Annotated in this window: 18 protein-coding genes and 1 tRNA gene; 16 read left to right on the forward strand and 3 right to left on the reverse strand. The window is 67.3% G+C overall.

The features are described 5' to 3' along the window. The first annotated feature begins 39 nt into the window (after positions 1-39). The 5 genes from ACIBLC_RS38980 (at position 40) to ACIBLC_RS39000 (ending at position 4,417) form a co-directional block, all read left to right on the forward strand. Positions 40-486, forward strand: coding sequence for a MaoC family dehydratase N-terminal domain-containing protein (locus ACIBLC_RS38980; protein WP_266831234.1), 447 nt, complete (start codon positions 40-42; stop codon positions 484-486). 2 nt (positions 487-488) lie between these two features. Next, positions 489-917, forward strand: a complete 429-nt coding sequence (locus tag ACIBLC_RS38985; RefSeq protein ID WP_399216224.1) for a MaoC family dehydratase — start codon at positions 489-491, stop codon at positions 915-917. A 103-nt stretch (positions 918-1,020) separates the two neighbouring features. Continuing rightward, the gene (locus ACIBLC_RS38990) at positions 1,021-1,635 is read left to right on the forward strand and encodes a TetR/AcrR family transcriptional regulator (protein ID WP_399216225.1); all 615 of its coding nucleotides are present in this window, start codon (positions 1,021-1,023) and stop codon (positions 1,633-1,635) included. A gap of 141 nt (positions 1,636-1,776) precedes the next feature. Beyond that, positions 1,777-3,216, forward strand: a complete 1,440-nt coding sequence (locus ACIBLC_RS38995; RefSeq protein ID WP_399216226.1) for a DHA2 family efflux MFS transporter permease subunit — start codon at positions 1,777-1,779, stop codon at positions 3,214-3,216. Positions 3,217-3,361: 145 nt separating this feature from the next. Continuing rightward, complete coding sequence (locus ACIBLC_RS39000) at positions 3,362-4,417, forward strand: UDP-N-acetylmuramate dehydrogenase (RefSeq protein ID WP_399216227.1); 1,056 nt, start codon at positions 3,362-3,364, stop codon at positions 4,415-4,417. 72 nt (positions 4,418-4,489) lie between these two features. Here ACIBLC_RS39000 and ACIBLC_RS39005 read toward each other — a convergent pair whose 3' ends face one another. After that, positions 4,490-5,518, reverse strand: coding sequence for an adenosine deaminase (locus ACIBLC_RS39005; protein ID WP_399216228.1), 1,029 nt, complete (start codon positions 5,516-5,518; stop codon positions 4,490-4,492). Positions 5,519-5,660: 142 nt separating this feature from the next. Beyond that, complete coding sequence (locus ACIBLC_RS39010; protein ID WP_399216229.1) at positions 5,661-6,887, reverse strand: pyridoxal phosphate-dependent aminotransferase; 1,227 nt, start codon at positions 6,885-6,887, stop codon at positions 5,661-5,663. 248 nt (positions 6,888-7,135) lie between these two features. Here ACIBLC_RS39010 and ACIBLC_RS39015 point away from each other — a divergent pair. The 10 genes from ACIBLC_RS39015 to ACIBLC_RS39060 all read left to right on the forward strand — a co-directional run bounded on the left by ACIBLC_RS39015 (position 7,136) and on the right by ACIBLC_RS39060 (position 20,545). Then, a tRNA-Trp gene (locus tag ACIBLC_RS39015) sits at positions 7,136-7,208 on the forward strand. Between the two features lie 107 nt (positions 7,209-7,315). Continuing rightward, positions 7,316-7,597: a preprotein translocase subunit SecE gene (secE, locus tag ACIBLC_RS39020; RefSeq protein ID WP_399216230.1), complete on the forward strand. Its 282-nt coding sequence runs from the start codon at positions 7,316-7,318 to the stop codon at positions 7,595-7,597. 77 nt (positions 7,598-7,674) lie between these two features. Then, complete coding sequence (gene nusG, locus ACIBLC_RS39025; protein WP_399216231.1) at positions 7,675-8,577, forward strand: transcription termination/antitermination protein NusG; 903 nt, start codon at positions 7,675-7,677, stop codon at positions 8,575-8,577. Positions 8,578-8,777: 200 nt separating this feature from the next. Continuing rightward, the gene (rplK, locus tag ACIBLC_RS39030) at positions 8,778-9,212 is read left to right on the forward strand and encodes a 50S ribosomal protein L11 (protein ID WP_010986329.1); all 435 of its coding nucleotides are present in this window, start codon (positions 8,778-8,780) and stop codon (positions 9,210-9,212) included. Positions 9,213-9,306: 94 nt separating this feature from the next. Continuing rightward, positions 9,307-10,032, forward strand: coding sequence for a 50S ribosomal protein L1 (rplA, locus tag ACIBLC_RS39035; protein WP_399216232.1), 726 nt, complete (start codon positions 9,307-9,309; stop codon positions 10,030-10,032). Positions 10,033-10,205: 173 nt separating this feature from the next. Further along, on the forward strand, positions 10,206-11,066 hold the full coding sequence (locus tag ACIBLC_RS39040) for a hypothetical protein (RefSeq protein ID WP_399216233.1): 861 nt from the start codon (positions 10,206-10,208) through the stop codon (positions 11,064-11,066). Between the two features lie 323 nt (positions 11,067-11,389). Then, the gene (rplJ, locus tag ACIBLC_RS39045; protein ID WP_399216234.1) at positions 11,390-11,923 is read left to right on the forward strand and encodes a 50S ribosomal protein L10; all 534 of its coding nucleotides are present in this window, start codon (positions 11,390-11,392) and stop codon (positions 11,921-11,923) included. Between the two features lie 110 nt (positions 11,924-12,033). Beyond that, the gene (rplL, locus tag ACIBLC_RS39050) at positions 12,034-12,414 is read left to right on the forward strand and encodes a 50S ribosomal protein L7/L12 (protein WP_399216235.1); all 381 of its coding nucleotides are present in this window, start codon (positions 12,034-12,036) and stop codon (positions 12,412-12,414) included. Positions 12,415-13,065: 651 nt separating this feature from the next. Next, complete coding sequence (gene rpoB, locus ACIBLC_RS39055; RefSeq protein WP_399216236.1) at positions 13,066-16,551, forward strand: DNA-directed RNA polymerase subunit beta; 3,486 nt, start codon at positions 13,066-13,068, stop codon at positions 16,549-16,551. A gap of 94 nt (positions 16,552-16,645) precedes the next feature. Beyond that, complete coding sequence (locus ACIBLC_RS39060) at positions 16,646-20,545, forward strand: DNA-directed RNA polymerase subunit beta' (protein ID WP_399216237.1); 3,900 nt, start codon at positions 16,646-16,648, stop codon at positions 20,543-20,545. 149 nt (positions 20,546-20,694) lie between these two features. Here ACIBLC_RS39060 and ACIBLC_RS39065 read toward each other — a convergent pair whose 3' ends face one another. Next, complete coding sequence (locus ACIBLC_RS39065; protein WP_399216238.1) at positions 20,695-22,008, reverse strand: hypothetical protein; 1,314 nt, start codon at positions 22,006-22,008, stop codon at positions 20,695-20,697. Between the two features lie 415 nt (positions 22,009-22,423). On the opposite strand from ACIBLC_RS39065, the gene rpsL reads away from it, so the two are divergent. After that, positions 22,424-22,795 (forward strand): 30S ribosomal protein S12, encoded by a 372-nt coding sequence (gene rpsL, locus ACIBLC_RS39070; protein WP_050372972.1) that lies wholly within the window; start codon positions 22,424-22,426, stop codon positions 22,793-22,795. Position 22,796: the final 1 nt, after the last annotated feature.

Consider the following 22,796-nt stretch of genomic DNA (forward strand, 5'->3'; position numbering starts at 1 on the left):
CGTTAGTTCGTCGGCTGAAAGCCAGGAGGTACCGAGCCCATGGCGCTCGACCAGTCCTTCGTGGGGCGGTCCTACCCGCCCACCGACCCCTATGAGGTCGGTCGGGAGAAGATCCGGGAGTTCGCGGAGGCCGTGGGGGACACCAACCCGGCGTACACGGACCCGGAGGCCGCCAAGGCGCTCGGGTATCCCGATGTGATCGCCCCGCCGACCTTCGTCTTCGCCATCAGCTTCAAGGCCGCGGGGCAGGTCATCGAGGACCCCCAACTGGGTCTCGACTACAGCCGCGTGGTGCACGGCGACCAGAAGTTCGCCTACAGCCGCCCGGTGCGCGCGGGCGACCGGCTCACGGTCACCTCGACCATCGAGGCGATCAAGTCCATGGCGGGCAACGACATCCTGGACATCCGCGGCGAGGTCCACGACGAGGCGGGCGAGCACGTGGTGACGGCGATCACCAAGCTCGTGGCGCGGGCGGAGGGCTGATCATGACGGCGAAGATCGCGTACGACGACGTCGAGGTCGGCACCGAGCTGCCCGCCCAGTCCTTCCCCGTGACCCGCGCCACGCTCGTGAAGTACGCGGGTGCCTCCGGGGACTTCAACCCGATCCACTGGAACGAGAGGTTCGCGGTCGAGGTCGGTCTCCCCGACGTCATCGCGCACGGCATGTTCACCATGGCCGAGGCGATCCGGGTCGTCACCGACTGGGCCGGCGATCCGGGCGCGGTCGTCGAGTACGGCGTCCGCTTCACCAAGCCCGTCGTCGTCCCGAACGACGACAAGGGCGCGACCGTCGAGGTCAGCGCCAAGATCGGCGCCAAGCTCGACGGCAACACCGTCCGCGTCGACCTCACCGCGACCAGCGCGGGCCAGAAGGTCCTGGGCATGTCGCGAGCGGTCGTACGGCTGCCCTGAGGGCGGCGTAGGCGACTCGGGTAAGGGGCGTTCGCAACGGCGGGCGCCCCTTACGCGTACCCAGCTGTTGACTTAGTTAGTGATTAAGTACTAACTTACTCGCATGGTCAGGATGAGCGCAGAGGAGAGGCGCGAGAGCGTCATTCGCGCGGCGATGAGCGAGTTCGCCCGCGGCGGCTACAGCGGCACCTCCACCGAGGCGATCGCCAAGCGTGTGGGTGTCTCGCAGCCGTACCTCTTCCGGCTCTTCCCTGGCAAGAAGGCGATCTTCCTCGCGGCGGCCGAACGCTGCATGGAGCTCTTCCGGCAGACGTTCGAGGACGCCTCCAAGGGGCTGGAGGGCGAAGCGGCCCTGCATTCCATGGCCAACGCGTACACGCAGGTCATCGCGGAGGAGCCCGAGCGGCTGCTCATGCAGATGCAGACGTACGTGGCGGTGGCCGCTGCGGAGGAGGCCGGTGACCACGAACTCGGTGAGCTGGTGCGGGAGCGCTGGATGCGGCTCTGGGACACCGCCCACCTGCCGCTCGGGGCCGACTCGAACGAGACCACGACCTTCATGGCGTACGGAATGCTCATCAACTGCCTGGTGGCCATGGGTTTTCCGCCGCAGCACCGAGTCTGGGAAGGTCTCTATCCGTCGGCCCGGACGAAGGGGCGGATCGAAATGGATCCCGATGAAACCGGCACTCACGAAACCGGTTCCGGCGAAGGCTGAAAGAGTGCGCCCACTCCTCGAAGAGGAACGGCGCCGGATGGAAGAGGTGCGGTGCAGCGCCTTTTTCTGTGCACAAAAGTTAGTTAGCAATAACTAATCGTCGTTGCCAACTGTCGATAGTGATCACCCTTTGGGGGAGTGATGTCACAGCAGACCGAACGTCGCGGGGGAGCCGTCTGGGCCCTCGTCATCACCAGCGTCGCCGGATTCATGGCGGCCCTCGACAACCTCGTCGTCACCACCGCGCTGCCCTCCATCCGTGAGGACCTCGGGGGAGCGCTGGACGACCTGGAATGGACCGTGAGCGCGTACACACTCACCTTCGCCGTGCTGCTGATGTTCGGAGCGGCCCTGGGTGACCGGTTCGGCCGACGGCGGCTCTTCCTCGTCGGGCTCACCATATTCACCGGCGCGTCCGCCGCCGCGGCCATGGCGCCCGGCATCGACTCGCTGATCGGGGCCCGAGCGGTCCAGGGCGTCGGCGCGGCGATCATGATGCCGCTGACGCTGACCCTGCTGACAACCGCGGTCCCCGCGGCCAAGCGCGGGATGGCGTACGGGATCTGGGGTGCCGTCAACGGACTCGCGGTCGCCTCCGGACCCCTCATCGGCGGCAGCCTCACCGAACACGTGTCCTGGCACTGGATCTTCTGGCTGAACGTTCCGCTGGGCCTCGCCCTGCTGCCGCTCGCCCGGCTGCGCCTTCGCGAGTCCTACGGCACCGGCGCCCCGCTCGACATCACCGGAACCGTGTTCGCCAGCGGTGGTCTCTTCGGGGTCGTGTACGCCCTGATTCGCGGCAACGTCGACGGCTGGACCAGCGCTCCCGTGCTCACCGGCCTGATCGCGGGCGGCCTACTGCTCGCCGGCTTCGTCCTCCATGGCATCCGCGGCAAGAACCCGATGCTGCCGATGCGGCTCTTCCGCAGCCGCGCCTTCGCCGCCATCAACGCCGCCAGCCTGCTGATGTTCGTCGGGATGTTCGGCTCGATCTTCCTGCTGAGCCAGTTCCTGCAAGGCGTCCTCGGATACTCGCCGACCGAGGCGGGCCTGCGGATGCTCCCCTGGACCGGCATGCCGATGATCGTCGCCCCGATCGCCGGGTATCTGTCGGACCGGATCGGCGGACGCCCGGTCGTCACCGCGGGGCTCGCACTCCAGGCGGTCGGGCTCGGCTGGTTCGCCCTGGTCGTCTCGCCCGATGTGTCGTACGCGGCCCAGCTGCCCGCTCTGATCATCAGCGGTATCGGCATGGGCCTGTACTTCGCCCCGGCCGCCGCCCTGGTGATGTCCAGCGTCCTCCCGTCCGAGCAGGGCATCGCCTCCGGCGCCAACAACGCTCTCCGCGAGGTCGGCGGCGCACTCGGTATCGCGGTCCTGGCCTCGGTCTTCTCGGCCCAGGGCGGCTACGAGTCCGCGGAGCGCTTCGTGGACGGGATCTCGCCCGCGCTGTGGGTGGGCGCCGCGGTGGTCGGCGTGGGCGCGGTGGCCGCGGCCATGCTGCCCCGCCGGCGGGGCGTGACCGGAACTCCGGTCGCGGCCTCCGCCCCGGCACCGGTCCTGGACAGCGTCTCCCACTGACCTGGTCGCCGCGCCGCGGCGCCTCGACCGAGCAGAGGACGACGTACGTACGACACGACGAGGGCCCCGTCCGACCGGCGGGGCCCTCGTCGTGTCCGTGGCCCGCCGACCTGGCGGCCCCGCTCCTTCTCGTAGTGTGGAGCCCGTGCAGGTACTCCATGACGCCCCGCTCGCCCCGCTGACCACCTTCAGGCTCGGGGGTCCGGCGACCCGGCTGATCACCGCCACGACCGACGCCGAGGTGATCGCCGCCGTTCGCGAGGCCGACGACGCCGGTACGCCGCTGCTGGTGATCGGCGGTGGATCCAACCTGGTCATCGGTGACAAGGGTTTCGCCGGGACCGCCCTGCGCGTCGCGACGCGCGGCTTCGAACTGGACGGCGGCAGGCTGGAGCTGGCCGCCGGCGAGGTGTGGACCGACGCGGTTGCCCGCACCGTCGAGGCGAGGCTCGCCGGCGTCGAGTGCCTCGCGGGCATCCCCGGTTCCGCAGGCGCGACACCGATCCAGAACGTGGGCGCGTACGGCCAGGAAGTGTCGTCGACCATTACCGAAGTGATCGCGTACGACCGGAAAACGCGCGAGACGGTCACGCTGACGAACGCCGAGTGCGCCTTCTCGTACCGACACAGCCGCTTCAAGACCGACCCCGAGCGCCATGTCGTACTCCGCGTCCGCTTCGAGCTGGAGGACGCCGGGGGGCTCAGCGCGCCGCTCAGATACGCCGAGACGGCTCGCGCGCTGGGAGTGGAGCCCGGCGACCGCGTGCCGCTGGGCGAGGCCCGGGAGACCGTCCTGAAGCTGCGTTCCGGCAAGGGGATGGTGCTCGACCCCGAGGACCACGACACCTGGTCGGCCGGGTCGTTCTTCACCAACCCGATCCTCACGGACGAGGAGTTCGCCGCCTTCCACGCGCGCGTGGAGGAGCGCCTCGGCGACGGGACCGCACCGCCGGCCTACCCGGCGGGCGACGGTCACACCAAGACCTCCGCGGCCTGGCTGATCGACAGGTCGGGCTTCACCAAGGGCTACGGCAGCGGGCCCGCCCGGATCTCCGGCAAGCACACACTGGCTCTCACCAACCGCGGCGGGGCCACCACCGAGGATCTCCTCGCGCTGGCCCGCGAGGTCGTCGACGGAGTACGTGACGCCTTCGGGATCACCCTGGTCAACGAGCCGGTGACGGTCGGGGTCCAGCTCTAGGACGAGCTCCCTGGAGTCCTCGGCCCGGACCACCAGGCCCCCGCCGAGCGGAGAGTTCGCCCGTGAGGCCCGTCAGGCGGGCGGGCCGCTGAGCCATTCGTCGACTCCGGCCAGGAGCTTCTCGCGCTCGGTGTCGGGGGCGGCGGACGCCCGGATGGACTGGCGGGCCAGTTCGGCCAGTTCGGGGTCCGTGAAGCCGTGGTACTGGCGGGCGATCTCGTACTGAGCCGCGAGGCGGGACCCGAAGAGCAGGGGGTCGTCGGCGCCGAGGGCCATGGGGACCCCGGCTTCGAAGAGCTTGCGCAGGGGGACGTCCTCCGGCTTCTCGTACACCCCGAGGGCGACGTTCGAGGCGGGGCAGACCTCGCAGGTCACCTGGCGGTCCGCGAGGCGTTTCATCAGCCGGGGGTCCTCGGCGGCGCGCACCCCGTGCCCGATCCGGGTGGCGTGCAGGTCGTCCAGGCAGTCGCGGACCGAGGCCGGCCCCGTCAGCTCGCCGCCGTGCGGCGCGGCCAGCAGACCGCCCTCACGCGCGATCTCGAAGGCCCGGTCGAAGTCCCGCGCCATGCCACGCCGTTCGTCGTTGGAGAGCCCGAAACCGACGATCCCCCGGTCCGCGTACCGCACGGCCAGGCGGGCCAGCGTACGGGCGTCCAGCGGGTGCTTCATCCGGTTCGCGGCCACCAGGACCCGCATCCCGAGCCCGGTCTCCCGCGCGGCCGAGTCCACCGCGTCCAGGATGACCTCGAGGGCCGAGATCAGACCGCCCAGCCGAGGCGCGTACGACGTCGGGTCGACCTGGATCTCCAGCCACCCGGAGCCGTCCTTCACGTCCTCCTCGGCGGCCTCGCGCACCAGCCGCTGGATGTCCTCGGGCTCTCTGAGGCACGACCGCGCCGCGTCGTACAGCCGCTGGAACCGGAACCAGCCGCGCTCGTCCGTCGCCCGCAGTTTCGGCGGCTCCCCGCTGGTCAGAGCGTCGGGCAGCCGTACGCCGTACTTGTCGGCCAGCTCCAACAGGGTCGTGGACCGCATCGACCCGGTGAAGTGCAGGTGCAGATGGGCCTTCGGCAGTTCACTTACATCACGTACGCGCTCCATCCCCGGATCTTGCCGTACGCGGATGACGTGCCGGTAGCGCTTTCCCTGATCGTGGGCTTGTCCGAACAGAATCCCTAGCGAAGAAACAGGGGGCACCTGCTTCGAAAAGCAGGTGCCCCGCGCGCGTGGAGTGCGAAAAACGTCAGCCCGTGGCCTCCGCCAGCAGCTTCTGGATCCGGCTGACACCCTCGACGAGGTCCTCGTCACCCAGCGCGTACGACAGCCGCAGATACCCCGGGGTGCCGAAGGCCTCGCCCGGGACCACCGCTACCTCGGCCTCCTCCAGGATGAGCGCGGCCAGCTCGACCGTGTCCTGGGGGCGCTTGCCGCGGATCTCCTTGCCGAGAAGGGCCTTCACCGAGGGGTACGCGTAGAAGGCGCCCTCAGGCTCGGGGCAGAGCACGCCGTCGATCTCGTTCAGCATGCGCACGATGGTCTTGCGGCGGCGGTCGAAGGCCTCGCGCATCTCCTCCACGGCCGTCAGGCCGCCCGAGACGGCGGCGAGCGCGGCGACCTGGGCCACGTTGGAGACGTTGGACGTCGCGTGCGACTGGAGGTTGGTCGCGGCCTTGATGACGTCCTTGGGGCCGATGACCCAGCCCACCCGCCAGCCGGTCATGGCGTACGTCTTGGCGACGCCGTTCACGACGACGCACTTGTCGCGCAGCTCGGGCACGACCACCGGCAGGGAGTGGAACTCCGCGTCGCCGTAGACCAGGTGCTCGTAGATCTCGTCGGTCAGGACCCACAGGCCCTTGTCGGCGGCCCAGCGGCCGATCTCCTCGATCTGCGCGCGGGAGTAGACCGCGCCCGTCGGGTTGGACGGCGAGACGAAGAGCAGCACCTTGGTGTTCTCGGTGCGGGCGGCCTCGAGCTGCTCGACCGTGACGCGGTAGCCGGTGGTCTCGTCGGCGACGACGTCGACCGGGACACCGCCGGCGAGACGGATCGACTCCGGGTAGGTCGTCCAGTACGGGGCCGGGACGATGACCTCGTCGCCCGGGTCGAGGATCGCGGCGAAGGCCTCGTAGATGGCCTGCTTGCCGCCGTTGGTGACGAGGACCTGTGCGGCCTCCACCTCGTAGCCGGAGTCGCGCAGGGTCTTCGCGGCGATCGCGGCCTTCAGCTCGGGCAGGCCGCCGGCCGGTGTGTAGCGGTGGTACTTCGGGTTCGAGCAGGCCTCGATGGCAGCCTGGACGATGTAGTCCGGGGTCGGGAAGTCCGGTTCACCGGCGCCGAAGCCGATCACCGGCCGCCCCGCGGCCTTGAGGGCCTTGGCCTTGGCGTCCACGGCGAGGGTGGCGGACTCGGAGATCGCACCGACGCGGGCGGAGACCCGGCGCTCGGTGGGAGGGGTTACAGCGCTCATGCCCCCATCGTTTCAGACCGGAAACCTCCCCGGCACGCGGGTTTCACAGACTGAACAAGGACTGAACAACCGTCCGGATCGGGGCGGTGGGCTGGACGATCTTCCGGGACCAAAGCCCGTACGGACGCTTTCTGTTCGACGACCGGCCCGGGAGCACGTACACTCTCTCCTCGTTGGCCTTCACCGGCCGTACTCACCCGGTGCACACCGAGCACTCGGGCGGATGCGGTACGTTGGGGGGAAATCAAAGGGTCGTAGCTCAATTGGTAGAGCACTGGTCTCCAAAACCAGCGGTTGGGGGTTCAAGTCCCTCCGGCCCTGCTACACAATCCTTCGCCAGGATGTGTGTGCAAGTACGTACCGCAATGCACCGCCGTGCGGCCTGGCCGGGCGCGGCACGGCCACGACCCGGAATCAGGTGAGGACGAGTGACGGACGCCGTGGGCTCCATCGACATGCCTGATGCCGAGGCACCGGAGTCCAGCAAGAAGGCCCGCAAGGGCGGTAAGCGTGGCAAGAAGGGCCCTCTGCGGCGCCTCGCCATCTTCTACCGTCAGATCGTCGCTGAGCTCCGCAAGGTCGTCTGGCCTACGCGCAACCAGCTGACGACGTACACCTCAGTGGTCATTGTCTTCGTGGTCATCATGATCGCCCTGGTGACTCTGATTGACTACGGGCTCGACCACGCCGCCAAATACGTATTTGGCTGAGCCAAACGCGAAGGGCGCCGGCAGCGGCGCCCCTTTCGTGTGTTCCACCCCCATGTATCCAGGAAGAAGCAGCCACCGTGTCTGACCCGAACCTGAACGACGCCATCGAGTCGGTCGAGTCCGTTGAGGACGAGCTCGACATCGTGGAGGGCGCGGACACCGAGAACCCGGACGAGGTCGAGGCTGCCGACGCCGCCGCGGGTGAGCCCGCCGAAGAGGCGGCCCTGCACGTCGAGGACGAGTCCGGTGAGGACGTCGCCGACGAGGACGTTCCGGACGAGGCCCTCGCCGCCGACGACGCGGAAGCTGACGCCGAGGCCGACGCCGACGTCGACGTGGAGGCCGAAGAAGAGGTCGAGCCCGTCGACCCGGTCACCGCGCTGCGCGACGAGCTCCGCGCGCTCCCCGGCGAGTGGTACGTCATCCACACGTACGCCGGTTACGAGAACCGCGTGAAGACCAACCTCGAGCAGCGTGCCGTCTCGCTGAACGTCGAGGACTTCATCTTCCAGGCCGAGGTGCCGCAGGAAGAGGTCGCGCAGATCAAGAACGGCGAGCGCAAGACCGTCCGGCAGAACAAGCTTCCCGGCTACGTGCTGGTGCGCATGGACCTGACGAACGAGTCCTGGGGCGTCGTCCGCAACACTCCCGGTGTCACCGGCTTCGTGGGCAACGCGTACGACCCGTACCCGCTGACGCTGGACGAGATCGTCAAGATGCTCGCCCCGGAGGCCGAGGAGAAGGCCGCCCGTGAGGCCGCCGAGGCCGAGGGCAGGCCGGCTCCGGCCCGCAAGCTCGAGGTCCAGGTGCTCGACTTCGAGGTCGGCGACTCGGTCACCGTCACCGACGGTCCGTTCGCCACGCTCCAGGCGACCATCAACGAGATCAACGCCGACTCGAAGAAGGTCAAGGGCCTTGTCGAGATCTTCGGCCGCGAGACCCCGGTCGAGCTCTCCTTCGACCAGATCCAGAAGAACTGACACCTTCTGGACGTACGTCTTCCGAACAGGTCAGACGGGCTCTCGCAGCCTGTCTGACCTGCTCGGTTTTTGGCCGCGCGAGGATACCCGTTATCGTGGTGCGGTATGCCTCCATCCGAGTCAGATTGCTTGGCCCGTTTGGAGACAGCCGTCCGGGCTCGTCTCGGACGTAGGTAGGCGAAAACGAAAGAGGACCCGGAATGCCTCCCAAGAAGAAGAAGGTCACGGGGCTTATCAAGCTCCAGATCCAGGCCGGCGCCGCCAACCCGGCTCCGCCGGTCGGCCCCGCGCTGGGCCAGCACGGCGTCAACATCATGGAGTTCTGCAAGGCCTACAACGCCGCGACCGAGTCGCAGCGTGGCTGGGTGATCCCGGTGGAGATCACGGTCTACGAGGACCGCTCCTTCACCTTCATCACCAAGACTCCGCCGGCCGCCAAGATGATCCTCAAGGCCGCGGGTGTCGAGAAGGGCTCCGGCGAGCCGCACAAGACCAAGGTCGCCAAGATCACCCAGGCGCAGGTCCGTGAGATCGCCACGACCAAGCTGCCCGACCTGAACGCCAACGACCTGGACGCCGCGTCGAAGATCATCGCCGGCACCGCCCGCTCCATGGGCATCACGGTCGAGGGCTGACACCCACCTTCGTAGGAACCATGCGGCCTCGGCCGCACGTGGCAGGGCCTGCTCGGTCCGCACCACGACTCCTCAGAACACATCAGGAGAAGCAGTGAGCAAGCGCAGCAAGTCTCTCCGCGCTGCGGACGCCAAGATCGACCGGGAGAAGTTCTACGCCCCGCTCGAGGCCGTCCGTCTCGCCAAGGAGACCTCCACCTCGAAGTTCGACGGCACCGTCGAGGTCGCCTTCCGCCTGGGTGTAGACCCGCGCAAGGCCGACCAGATGGTCCGTGGCACCGTGAACCTCCCGCACGGCACCGGTAAGACCGCCCGGGTCCTGGTCTTCGCGACCGGTGACCGTGCCGAGGCCGCACTCGCCGCGGGCGCCGACATCGTCGGCTCCGACGAGCTCATCGACGAGGTGGCGAAGGGCCGTCTGGACTTCGACGCCGTCGTCGCCACCCCGGACCTCATGGGCAAGGTCGGCCGCCTCGGCCGGGTCCTCGGCCCGCGTGGTCTGATGCCGAACCCGAAGACCGGCACCGTGACGCCGGACGTGGTCAAGGCCGTGACCGAGATCAAGGGCGGCAAGATCGAGTTCCGCGTCGACAAGCACTCGAACCTGCACTTCATCATCGGCAAGACCTCGTTCGACGAGACCCAGCTGGTGGAGAACTACGGCGCCGCGCTGGACGAGATCCTTCGTCTCAAGCCGTCTGCCGCCAAGGGTCGTTACATCAAGAAGGCCGCGCTCAGCACCACGATCGGCCCCGGCATTCCGCTCGACCCGAACCGCACCCGCAACCTCCTCGTCGAGGAGGACCCGGCCGCCGTCTGAGCCTCCCGCTCACCCCGGTGACCGCGTCGCGTACGCGTATCCGCCACGGGCCCCGCACCTTCCGAGGTGCGGGGCCCGTGGCCGTTTCGCGGTGATACCGCTGCCGGTTGTCGTGCCCCGGAGTTAGCTTTGACCCCACGGGGCGCACAAGGGGGGCACGGACGATGTACAGGATGGTGGGGCGAGGGATACTCCCGACCGCACTGATGGCCGCGCTGACCACGGTCGCGGCCTGCGGTTTCTGGGCGGCCTCGGACGGCCGCGCCGAGGAGCCGGCCGGGGGGAGCGAGCGGGCCGACCCCCGCTCGGTGGCCGCGCTGCGGGCCGCCGAGAAGGCCACCGGCAAAGCCGGCTCCGCCAGGATCACGTCCACCTCCGTCATGGGCGACCTGCTGGCCATGAAGACGGACGGCGCCCTCGGCTGGGCCGGCGCCGCCACCGGCAGGCTCCGGCTCACCTACACCGGCGGTCAACTGGCCGCGACCATGCGGAAACTGAACAGCGCCGCGATGGAGGCCCGCCTGCTGCCCGACGCCTACTACGCGAAGGTCGGCGACGAGTTCGCGGCCCAGATCCACGGCAAGCACTGGATCAGGTACGACTACGACGACCTGGCGAGCCTGCCGGGGGGCTCAGGGACGTATCTGAGGGAGCAGCTCGCGAACACCGCCCCGATCCCACCGGTCAAGCTCCTGCTCGCCTCCCGTGACGTACACAGGGTCGGCGTGGAGGAGGTGCGCGGGGAGCGGACCACGCACTACTCGGGCACGGTGGACGTGGCGGACCTCGATGACGCCGACGCTCTCAAGGCACAGCTGGAACAGGCCGGCGTCACCACGGAGACGGTCGACGTCTGGGTCGACGGAGACGACCTGCTGGTCAAGAAGGTGGAGAAGGGCGAGCTGGCCACCGGATCGATGTCCTCGACGGCGTACTACAGCGACTACGGCGTGCGGGTCTCCGCCCAGGAGCCCTCGGCCGGCGACACCGCCGACTTCCAGGAGCTGATGAAGTCGCAGGGGGCCACCTCGTGAGCGGGGCGGAGCAGATCGGATCCGCAGGAGTACCGAAGCCCCCTGAGGGCTGCCCAGGAGCGGATTTGCTTGACGCGCGACCGTTCACGTACTCTTCCGGAGAAGCCAAAGACCGCTGGTCGTTGTCTTGTGCTCGTCAGAGGACAGGGTGACCGAAGGATCCGCTGAAACTGCGGACGACCCGCGTAGGTGACTGTGGACATGCTCCTGGAGTTCTCCCAAGGAATTCTGGTCGAGCTACGCCCCGTGCGCCTGCGCCGGGGCGTTTCGTTTTCCTCAGCCCCTTCTGAGCGGTCCTCATCACCCGGAAGGAGGCCACGCTTATGGCAAGGCCCGACAAGGCTGCCGCGGTAGCCGAGCTCGCGGACCAGTTCCGTAGCTCGAACGCCGCTGTGCTGACCGAGTACCGGGGTCTCACCGTGGCGCAGCTCAAGACGCTGCGTCGTTCGCTCGGTGAAGACGCCCAGTACGCCGTGGTGAAGAACACGCTGACCAAGATCGCGGCCAACGAGGCCGGGATCTCCACGCTCGACGACCTTTTCAATGGTCCGACGGCGGTCGCCTTCATCACCGGTGACCCGGTGACGTCGGCGAAGGGTCTTCGTGACTTCGCCAAGGACAACCCGAACCTCGTCATCAAGGGCGGTGTCCTTGACGGCAAGGTGCTGTCCGCCGACGAGATCAAGAAGCTCGCGGACCTCGAGTCCCGCGAGGTTCTGCTCGCCAAGCTGGCGGGCGCCATGAAGGGCAAGCAGTCGCAGGCTGCCTCGCTCTTCCAGGCGCTTCCGTCGAAGTTCGTCCGCACCGCGGAGGCGCTTCGCGTCAAGCTGGCCGACGAGCAGGGCGGTGCCGAGTAATTCGGCTCGCGCATTGACCGCCGCCTGAGGCGACGGTCGTAGCGGGCCGAACGTACGCCCGCCTCACCAGTACATACCGGCACCTGCCGAATTAGTGGAAGGACGCCATCATGGCGAAGCTGTCCCAGGAAGAGCTGCTCGCGCAGTTCGAGACCCTCACCCTCATCGAGCTCTCCGAGTTCGTGAAGGCCTTCGAGGAGAAGTTCGACGTCACCGCCGCCGCCGCGGTCGCCGCCGGCCCCGCCGCCGCTGCCGCCCCGGTCGAGGCCGAGGCCGAGCAGGACGAGTTCGACGTCATCCTCACGGGTGCCGGCGAGAAGAAGATCCAGGTCATCAAGGTCGTGCGTGAGCTGACCTCGCTGGGTCTGAAGGAGGCCAAGGACCTCGTCGACGGCGCTCCGAAGCCGGTCCTCGAGAAGGTCGCCAAGGAGGCCGCCGAGAAGGCTGCCGAGTCCCTCAAGGGCGCCGGCGCCTCCGTCGAGGTCAAGTAAGTCTCGACTCGCGTCCGCCACCGCGTGGCGACGATCCGCCAGGATCGTCGCGCGTGCTGACACAGCCGCTCAAGTAACGCTGTAACGCTGACGCACCGAAGAGCGATCACCCAACTGGGTGGTCGCTCTTCGGCGTTCCAGGGGGTCGGGCAGCGGTTGCCTTGCGCCGCAGGTCGCGACGAGTAAGGTGATCTTCGTTGTGCCTCCGGCCGCCCCAGTGACGGGCTGCAAGACGGGCGGTACGTGACAATCGCTGCACACGGTTTGGGCATGGGGGGCCTTGACGAACCGCACGCAGCGCGCAATTCTCAGGACGCGTCGTCACAACGATCCGGATCCGAGGCATGGATCGGTGGCGAAGAGGGCAGTATCGATGTGCATTGAGGGCGTGGCTTGCCGCAGGTGTTGAGAACAACGAGGGTCTCTGAAAACCGGGACTGGACATCAGTGGGCCTAGTGGCTACACTGACCCTTTGCGCTGCCTGTTAGCTGCCTCCTGCCCGTCACCAGGGGCATACCCGTGAGTGAGCATTGACGATTGGATCGTCCCTGACCTGGCCTTTTTCGGCCGGGTCGAGAACGCCTCAATGCTGTGTCCACCATGGGACCGGTACGCGCGTAGTGAGTCCGAGCCCTCGGAAGGACCCCCTCTTGGCCGCCTCGCGCACTGCCTCGACCACGAATACGAACAACGGCGCCAGCACCGCCCCGCTGCGCATTTCCTTTGCAAAGATCAGGGAGCCCCTCGAGGTTCCGAACCTTCTTGCGCTGCAGACCGAGAGCTTTGACTGGCTGCTCGGCAACGCATCGTGGAAGGCTCGTGTCGAGGCGGCTCTGGACAGTGGACAGGACGTCCCCACCAAGTCCGGTCTGGAGGAGATCTTCGAGGAGATCTCTCCGATCGAGGACTTCTCCGGGTCGATGTCCCTGACGTTCCGCGACCACCGCTTCGAGCCCCCGAAGAACTCGATCGACGAGTGCAAGGACCGTGACTTCACGTACTCCGCGCCGCTCTTCGTCACCGCCGAGTTCACCAACAACGAGACCGGCGAGATCAAGTCCCAGACGGTCTTCATGGGCGATTTCCCGCTGATGACCAACAAGGGCACCTTCGTCATCAACGGCACCGAGCGTGTCGTCGTGACGCAGCTGGTCCGTTCGCCGGGTGTCTACTTCGACTCCTCCATCGACAAGACGTCCGACAAGGACATCTTCTCGGTCAAGGTCATCCCGTCCCGCGGTGCCTGGCTCGAGATGGAGATCGACAAGCGCGACATGGTCGGTGTCCGCATCGACCGCAAGCGCAAGCAGTCCGTCACCGTTCTCCTGAAGGCTCTCGGCTGGACGACCGAGCAGATCCTCGAGGAGTTCGGCGAGTACGAGTCCATGCGCGCCACCCTGGAGAAGGACCACACCCAGGGCCAGGACGACGCGCTGCTCGACATCTACCGCAAGCTGCGTCCGGGCGAGCCGCCGACCCGTGAGGCCGCGCAGACGCTGCTCGAGAACCTCTACTTCAACCCCAAGCGCTACGACCTCGCCAACGTCGGCCGTTACAAGGTCAACAAGAAGCTGGGTGGCGAGGCGCCGCTGGACGCCGGGATCCTGACCGTCGAGGACATCATCGAGACGATCAAGTACCTGGTGAAGCTGCACGCCGGTGAGACCGAGACCGTTGGTCCCAACGGCACCTCGATCGTCGTCGAGACCGACGACATCGACCACTTCGGCAACCGTCGTCTGCGCAACGTCGGCGAGCTCATCCAGAACCAGGTCCGCACGGGTCTGGCTCGTATGGAGCGCGTCGTCCGCGAGCGCATGACCACTCAGGACGTCGAGGCGATCACGCCGCAGACCCTGATCAACATCCGGCCGGTCGTCGCCTCCATCAAGGAGTTCTTCGGCACCAGCCAGCTGTCGCAGTTCATGGACCAGAACAACCCGCTGTCGGGTCTCACCCACAAGCGCCGCCTGAACGCGCTGGGCCCCGGTGGTCTGTCCCGTGAGCGGGCCGGCTTCGAGGTCCGTGACGTACACCCGTCGCACTACGGCCGCATGTGTCCGATCGAGACCCCCGAAGGCCCGAACATCGGCCTGATCGGCTCGCTCGCCTCCTACGGCCGGATCAACGCGTTCGGTTTCGTCGAGACCCCGTACCGCAAGGTCACCGGTGGTGTCGTCACCGACGACGTCGACTACCTCACGGCCGACGAAGAAGACCGGTTCGTCATCGCGCAGGCCAACGCGCCGCTCACCGAAGAGCTTCGGTTCGAGGAGTCCCGCGTGCTGGTCCGCCGTCGTGGCGGAGAGGTCGACTACGTCCCCGGCGACGACGTCGACTACATGGACGTCTCGCCGCGCCAGATGGTGTCGGTCGCGACCGCCATGATCCCGTTCCTCGAGCACGACGACGCCAACCGTGCCCTGATGGGCGCGAACATGATGCGTCAGGCCGTACCGCTCATCAAGTCCGAGGCGCCGCTGGTCGGCACCGGCATGGAGTACCGCTGCGCGGTCGACGCCGGTGACGTCCTGAAGTCGGAGAAGGACGGTGTGGTCCAGGAGGTCTCCGCGGACTACATCACCACCGCCAACGACGACGGCACGTACACCACGTACCGCCTCGCGAAGTTCTCCCGCTCGAACCAGGGCACCTCCGTCAACCAGAAGGTTGTCGTCGACGAGGGTGACCGTGTCGTTGCCAGCCAGGTTCTGGCCGACGGTCCGGCGACCGAGAACGGCGAGATGGCGCTCGGCAAGAACCTGCTCGTGGCGTTCATGCCGTGGGAGGGTCACAACTACGAGGACGCGATCATCCTGTCGCAGCGCCTCGTGCAGGACGACGTCCTCTCCTCGATCCACATCGAGGAGCACGAGGTCGACGCCCGTGACACCAAGCTCGGCCCCGAGGAGATCACCCGGGACATCCCGAACGTCTCCGAGGAGGTCCTCGCCGACCTCGACGAGCGCGGCATCATCCGTATCGGTGCCGAGGTCGTCGCCGGTGACATCCTCGTCGGCAAGGTCACGCCCAAGGGCGAGACCGAGCTGACCCCCGAGGAGCGCCTGCTCCGCGCGATCTTCGGTGAGAAGGCGCGCGAGGTGCGCGACACCTCGCTGAAGGTGCCGCACGGTGAGATCGGCAAGGTCATCGGCGTCCGCGTCTTCGACCGTGAAGAGGGCGACGAGCTGCCGCCGGGCGTGAACCAGCTGGTTCGTGTCTACGTGGCGCAGAAGCGCAAGATCACGGACGGTGACAAGCTCGCCGGCCGCCACGGCAACAAGGGCGTCATCTCGAAGATCCTGCCGATCGAGGACATGCCGTTCATGGAGGACGGCACCCCGGTCGACATCATCCTCAACCCCCTCGGTGTCCCGTCCCGAATGAACCCGGGACAGGTCCTGGAGATCCACCTCGGCTGGCTCGCCAGCCGCGGCTGGGACGTCTCCGGGCTCGGCGAGGACTGGGCGCAGCGCCTGCAGGCCATCGGCGCCGACCAGGTCGCTCCGGGTACCAACGTCGCCACCCCCGTCTTCGACGGTGCGCGTGAGGACGAGCTCGCGGGCCTGCTCCAGCACACCATCCCGAACCGCGACGGCGACCGCATGGTGCTGCCGACCGGTAAGGCGAGGATGTTCGACGGCCGCTCCGGCGAGCCGTTCCCGGAGCCGGTCTCGGTCGGCTACATGTACATCCTCAAGCTGCACCACCTGGTCGACGACAAGCTGCACGCCCGCTCGACCGGTCCGTACTCGATGATCACCCAGCAGCCGCTGGGTGGTAAGGCCCAGTTCGGTGGCCAGCGCTTCGGTGAGATGGAGGTGTGGGCGCTTGAGGCTTATGGCGCCGCGTACGCCCTCCAGGAGCTGCTGACCATCAAGTCCGACGACGTCACCGGCCGCGTGAAGGTCTACGAGGCCATCGTCAAGGGCGAGAACATCCCCGAGCCCGGCATCCCCGAGTCCTTCAAGGTGCTCATCAAGGAGATGCAGTCTCTCTGCCTCAACGTGGAGGTGCTGTCCAGCGACGGCATGTCCATCGAAATGCGTGACACCGACGAGGACGTCTTCCGCGCGGCGGAGGAGCTCGGCATCGACCTGTCCCGGCGCGAGCCGAGCAGCGTCGAAGAGGTCTGACGGGAGTCCGGAGACCTGCACTCACAGGTCTCCGGCCCCAGGACCCCCGAATCAGACCTTTAAGACTTACAACCCTGAGAGGGATTGACGCATAGTGCTCGACGTCAACTTCTTCGATGAGCTCCGGATCGGTCTGGCCACCGCTGACGACATCCGTCAGTGGAGCCACGGCGAGGTCAAGAAGCCCGAGACCATCAACTACCGCACCCTCAAGCCCGAAAAGGACGGACTCTTCTGCGAGAAGATCTTCGGTCCGACCCGGGACTGGGAGTGCTACTGCGGTAAGTACAAGCGTGTCCGCTTCAAGGGCATCATCTGTGAGCGCTGCGGCGTCGAGGTCACTCGCGCCAAGGTGCGTCGTGAGCGGATGGGCCACATCGAACTGGCCGCGCCCGTCACCCACATCTGGTACTTCAAGGGCGTTCCGTCGCGTCTTGGCTACCTGCTCGACCTCGCCCCGAAGGACCTCGAGAAGGTCATCTACTTCGCGGCGTACATGATCACGTACGTCGACGACGAGCGTCGTACGCGTGATCTGCCCTCGCTGGAGGCACACGTCTCCGTCGAGCGTCAGCAGGTCGAGAACCGCCGCGACGCGGACCTCGAGTCCCGTGCCAAGAAGCTCGAGGGCGACCTGGCCGAGCTGGAGGCCGAGGGCGCCAAGGCCGACGTACGCCGCAAGGTGCGCGAAGGTGCCGAGCGTGAGATGAAGCAGCTGCGTGACCGTGCGCAGCGCGAGATCGACCGTCTCGACGAGGTGTGGACCCGGTTCAAGAACCTCAAGGTCCAGGACCTGGAGGGCGACGAGCTCCTCTACCGCGAGCTGCGTGACCGCTTCGGCACGTACTTCGACGGCTCGATGGGTGCCGCGGCGCTGCAGAAGCGCCTGGAGTCCTTCGACCTGAACGAAGAGGCCGAGCGGCTTCGCGAGATCATCCGTACCGGCAAGGGCCAGAAGAAGACCCGTGCGCTGAAGCGGCTGAAGGTCGTGTCTGCCTTCCTGCAGACCTCCAACAGCCCCAAGGGCATGGTCCTCGACTGCGTGCCGGTCATCCCGCCGGACCTGCGTCCGATGGTGCAGCTGGACGGCGGCCGCTTCGCGACCTCCGACCTGAACGACCTGTACCGCCGCGTGATCAACCGCAACAACCGTCTGAAGCGACTCCTCGACCTCGGTGCCCCCGAGATCATCGTGAACAACGAGAAGCGCATGCTTCAGGAGGCCGTCGACGCGCTGTTCGACAACGGTCGTCGTGGCCGTCCGGTCACCGGTCCGGGCAACCGCCCGCTGAAGTCCCTGAGCGACATGCTCAAGGGCAAGCAGGGTCGTTTCCGTCAGAACCTGCTCGGCAAGCGTGTGGACTACTCCGCGCGTTCCGTGATCGTCGTCGGCCCGCAGCTCAAGCTGCACCAGTGCGGTCTGCCGAAGGCCATGGCGCTGGAGCTCTTCAAGCCGTTCGTGATGAAGCGCCTGGTGGACCTGAACCACGCGCAGAACATCAAGAGCGCCAAGCGCATGGTCGAGCGTGGCCGCACGGTCGTGTACGACGTCCTGGAAGAGGTCATCGCCGAGCACCCGGTTCTGCTGAACCGTGCGCCGACGCTGCACCGCCTCGGCATCCAGGCCTTCGAGCCGCAGCTGGTCGAGGGCAAGGCCATCCAGATCCACCCGCTCGTCTGCACCGCGTTCAACGCGGACTTCGACGGCGACCAGATGGCCGTGCACCTGCCGCTCTCCGCGGAGGCGCAGGCCGAGGCCCGCATCCTGATGCTGTCCTCGAACAACATCCTGAAGCCCGCCGACGGCCGCCCGGTCACGATGCCGACCCAGGACATGGTCCTCGGTCTGTTCTTCCTGACCACGGACGGCGAGCTGCGTGACGTCAAGGGCGAGGGCCGGTCCTTCGGCTCCACGGCCGAGGCGATCATGGCGTTCGACGCCGGTGAGCTCGCGCTCCAGTCGGCCGTCGACATCCGCTTCCCGGTGGGCACCATCCCGCCGCGTGGCTGGGTGCCGCCGGTCCGCGAGGAGAGCGAGCCGGAGTGGCAGCAGGGTGACATCTTCCGGCTGCGTACGACTCTGGGCCGCGCGCTCTTCAACGAGCTGCTGCCCGAGGACTACCCGTTCGTCGACTACTCGGTGGGCAAGAAGCAGCTCTCCGAGATCGTCAACGACCTCGCCGAGCGCTACCCCAAGGTCATCGTGGCGGCGACGCTCGACAACCTGAAGGCGGCCGGCTTCTTCTGGGCGACCCGCTCCGGCGTCACCGTGGCCATCTCCGACATCGTCGTTCCCGAGGCGAAGAAGGAGATCGTCAAGGGCTTCGAGGCGCAGGACGAGAAGGTCCAGAAGCAGTACGAGCGTGGTCTGATCACCAAGGACGAGCGCACTCAGGAGCTCATCGCGATCTGGACCAAGGCGACCAACGAGGTTGCCGAGGCGATGAACGCGAACTTCCCGAAGACGAACCCCATCTTCATGATGGTCGACTCGGGTGCCCGAGGAAACATGATGCAGATGCGTCAGATCGCCGGTATGCGCGGTCTGGTGTCGAACGCCAAGAACGAGACGATCCCGCGCCCCATCAAGGCCTCCTTCCGTGAAGGCCTGTCGGTGCTCGAGTACTTCATCTCGACTCACGGTGCTCGTAAGGGTCTGGCCGACACCGCCCTGCGTACCGCCGACTCGGGTTACCTGACCCGTCGTCTGGTGGACGTCTCGCAGGACGTCATCATCCGCGAGGAGGACTGCGGCACCGACCGCGGCCTCAAGCTGAAGATCGCGGAGCGCGGCGCGGACGGTGTGCTGCGCATGGCGGAGAACGTCGAGACCAGCGTGTACGCACGTGCGCTGGCCGAGGACATCGTCGTCGACGGAGTGGTGCTGGCCCCGGCCAACACCGACCTGGGCGACGTGCTCATCGCCGAGGTCGTCAAGCACGGCATCGAGGAGGTCAAGACCCGCTCGGTCCTGACCTGCGAGTCCGCCGTCGGCACCTGCGCCATGTGCTACGGCCGTTCGCTGGCCACCGGCAAGCTGGTCGACATCGGTGAGGCGGTCGGCATCATCGCCGCCCAGTCCATCGGTGAGCCCGGTACCCAGCTGACGATGCGTACCTTCCACACCGGTGGTGTGGCCGGTGACGACATCACCCAGGGTCTGCCCCGTGTCGTCGAGCTCTTCGAGGCTCGTACGCCCAAGGGTGTCGCCCCGATCTCGGAGGCGGCCGGCCGCATCCGTATCGAGGAGACCGAGAAGACCAAGAAGATCGTCGTCACCCCGGACGACGGCAGCGACGAGACGGCGTTCCCGATCTCGAAGCGTGCCAAGGTCATGGTGCGTGAGGGTGACCACGTCGAGGTCGGCCAGAAGCTGACCTTCGGTGCCACCAACCCGCACGACGTGCTGCGGATCCTCGGTCAGCGCGCGGTCCAGGTCCACCTGGTCGGCGAAGTCCAGAAGGTCTACAACTCGCAGGGTGTGTCGATCCACGACAAGCACATCGAGATCATCATCCGGCAGATGCTGCGCCGGGTGACGATCATCGAGTCGGGTGACGCGGAGCTGCTGCCCGGCGAGCTGGTCGAGCGGTCGAAGTTCGAGACCGAGAACCGTCGTGTGGTCCAGGAGAGCGGTCAGCCCGCCTCCGGTCGTCCGCAGCTGATGGGTATCACCAAGGCCTCGCTCGCCACCGAGTCGTGGCTGTCGGCGGCGTCCTTCCAGGAGACGACCAGGGTTCTGACGGACGCGGCGATCAACGCCAAGTCCGACTCCCTGATCGGCCTCAAGGAGAACGTCATCATCGGTAAGCTCATCCCGGCCGGTACGGGTCTGTCCCGCTACCGCAACATCCGGGTCGAGCCGACCGAGGAAGCCAAGGCCGCGATGTACTCGGCCGTCGGCTACGACGACATCGACTACTCGCCGTTCGGCACGGGCTCCGGCCAGGCCGTTCCGCTGGAGGACTACGACTACGGTCCGTACAACCAGTAAGGCGTACGTCTGCTGAAGGGCGGCCACCCCGTTTCGTACGGGGTGGCCGCCCTTCAGCGTGTCATCGGTGGGTCCAGGGCCTGTACGGGCCTTTCAGCGCCGCTCCGGGGGGTTCCGCGCCCCGGTCGCTCCGAGGAGTTCCCGTCGCCCTACGGAATCCCCAGCTCGAACATCACGTAGTGCGCGTACCACCCCGACGCCAGCGCCGCCGTCGTGAAGAACACGATCAGGCTCGGCAGTCTCAGGCGGCTCATCGCCGCGGCCGGGGCGAGGAGCAGCGGGAAGCAGGGGAGCAGGTAGCGGGCGGTGTTGCCGAACATCTGCTGGGTGCCCAGTACGGAGACGATCCCGGCCAGCGTGTAGGCGACCAGCACCAGCGGCGGGCGCTTGCGCAGCATCAGGGCGATCAGGAACGGCAGGGCCAGCACGAGCTGGACGCCGATGAGGTCCGGGACGGTGAAGGCGAAGGCGTAGTCGTGCTTGCCGACCGCCGTGTTGCGCAGGACGTCGTAGGTGTAGTGGCCGAAGTCGAAGTAGTGCGCCCACCCCTCCTTCTGCAGCGTGAAGTACGCCGTGAGGTCGCCCATGCTGACGCCGACCCAGGTGATGTAGGTGAGCAGGCCGAGCGGCGCGGCGAACATGGCGTACAGGGGGCCCGCGACTCCGTGTTCCCGTCTGCTCTCGCGCCGGGCCAGTGTCCACAGCGCGGCCAGTCCCACGGCGCCGATGAGCGCGGCGGAGGTCGGCCTGTTGAGGCCTGCGGCGAAGGCGAGCAGTCCGGCCGCCACCCATTGGCGCTTCATCACGCAGTAGCAGCACCAGGTGGCGATCGCCACGAACAGGGACTCGGAGTACACCGCCCACTCGGCGCCGGCGCCGGGCACGACTGCCCACAGCCCGGCGGCGATCGTGCCCGCGCGGGCACCGGCGAGCAGCGAGATCACGGCGTAGACGCCGGCGGCGGCGACGAACGACGCCAGCACGGAGACCAGCAGGCCGGCCCCGAACAGGCCGAGGCCGGTGATTTCGGACACCGACCGGATCAGCGCCGGGTAGAGGGGGAAGTAGGCGACCGAGTTCTGTTTGACGCTGAACATGCCGCCGGGGTCGAGCCGTTCCAGCGGGCGGGGGTCGTACCCCTTCTCGGCGACCTGGAGGTACCACCAGCCGTCCCAGCTCCCGAGCACGTCCCACCAGTGGGCGCCGCCGCCGAAGCGCGGATTCTTCTTCCGGTATTCACCGGCGCTTTCCAGCAGCCAGGCGAAGACGCCGAACCCTGTGAGTTTGGCGACGCCGTAGAGGGCCAGCGGGGCGGCGTACGGTCGTGCGCCGGCCGGCATGGTGAGGTGTCCGGCGAGGGGGCGGGCGGGTATTCGGGACCTCAGATCCCGCCAGTGCCGCCGTTTCCGCGGCTCGTCCGGCAGGCCGGAATCCGTGCTGGTTTCCTCGGAAAGCGTGGTCAAGGCGGTTCCCCCGTCCGGCCACCGGGCTCAGAGGGTGAGCCGCTGTTCGTGTGCCGGTGGCTGTGAGCGGTCTGTACATCAGATCGCGACAGACTCGCACATCCGTGTCAGTTGCACACCCGTGCGGAGGCGGGGGGAGAGGGCGCGGAAGGTGCCGCAACCCCCGGTGTGTCGGCCCCGCGGCATTTGTTTTGACCACAGCGAATGAGGTAGGTACGCTCATACCTTGTGCCTGGGGTGTGCCCTGGCTCTCGTGCGTGCCTTCGAACCGCATGGGAAGTCGTAAGCGGCCACCGTGAATCTGCGCTCTTCTCGCCTGTCGGCGGGAGTATGCAGGCTTCGACACACCCGACCGCGTGGGTCGGTGATGTTCCAGGTTAGCTACACCACTCGGCACACAGAAACCGGAGAAGTAGTGCCTACGATCCAGCAGCTGGTCCGGAATGGCCGGCAGGACAAGGTCAAGAAGAACATGACGCCCGCGCTCGAGGGTTCGCCCCAGCGGCGCGGTGTTTGCACGCGTGTGTTCACGACCACCCCGAAGAAGCCGAACTCGGCCCTGCGTAAGGTCGCGCGTGTGCGTTTGACCAGCGGGATCGAGGTCACCGCCTACATTCCGGGTGAGGGGCACAACCTGCAGGAGCACTCGATCGTGCTCGTGCGCGGCGGCCGTGTGAAGGACCTGCCCGGTGTTCGCTACAAGATCATCCGCGGTTCGCTCGACACCCAGGGTGTCAAGAACCGCAAGCAGGCCCGCAGCCGCTACGGCGCCAAGAAGGAGAAGTAGA

Source organism: Streptomyces sp. NPDC050535 (genome assembly GCF_044457665.1).
Lineage (GTDB): Bacteria > Actinomycetota > Actinomycetes > Streptomycetales > Streptomycetaceae > Streptomyces.

What these genes read in the sequence shown, in the direction of transcription:
- ACIBLC_RS38980 (WP_266831234.1), top strand. Translation starts at nt 40, where the DNA reads ATGGCGCTCGACCAGTCCTTCGTGGGGCGGTCCTACCCGCCCACCGAC.
- ACIBLC_RS38985 (WP_399216224.1), top strand. Translation starts at nt 489, where the DNA reads ATGACGGCGAAGATCGCGTACGACGACGTCGAGGTCGGCACCGAGCTG.
- ACIBLC_RS38990 (WP_399216225.1), top strand. Translation starts at nt 1,021, where the DNA reads ATGGTCAGGATGAGCGCAGAGGAGAGGCGCGAGAGCGTCATTCGCGCG.
- ACIBLC_RS38995 (WP_399216226.1), top strand. Translation starts at nt 1,777, where the DNA reads ATGTCACAGCAGACCGAACGTCGCGGGGGAGCCGTCTGGGCCCTCGTC.
- ACIBLC_RS39005 (WP_399216228.1), bottom strand. Translation starts at nt 5,518, where the DNA reads ATGGAGCGCGTACGTGATGTAAGTGAACTGCCGAAGGCCCATCTGCAC.
- ACIBLC_RS39010 (WP_399216229.1), bottom strand. Translation starts at nt 6,887, where the DNA reads ATGAGCGCTGTAACCCCTCCCACCGAGCGCCGGGTCTCCGCCCGCGTC.
- rplK (WP_010986329.1), top strand. Translation starts at nt 8,778, where the DNA reads ATGCCTCCCAAGAAGAAGAAGGTCACGGGGCTTATCAAGCTCCAGATC.
- ACIBLC_RS39040 (WP_399216233.1), top strand. Translation starts at nt 10,206, where the DNA reads ATGGTGGGGCGAGGGATACTCCCGACCGCACTGATGGCCGCGCTGACC.
- rplJ (WP_399216234.1), top strand. Translation starts at nt 11,390, where the DNA reads ATGGCAAGGCCCGACAAGGCTGCCGCGGTAGCCGAGCTCGCGGACCAG.
- rplL (WP_399216235.1), top strand. Translation starts at nt 12,034, where the DNA reads ATGGCGAAGCTGTCCCAGGAAGAGCTGCTCGCGCAGTTCGAGACCCTC.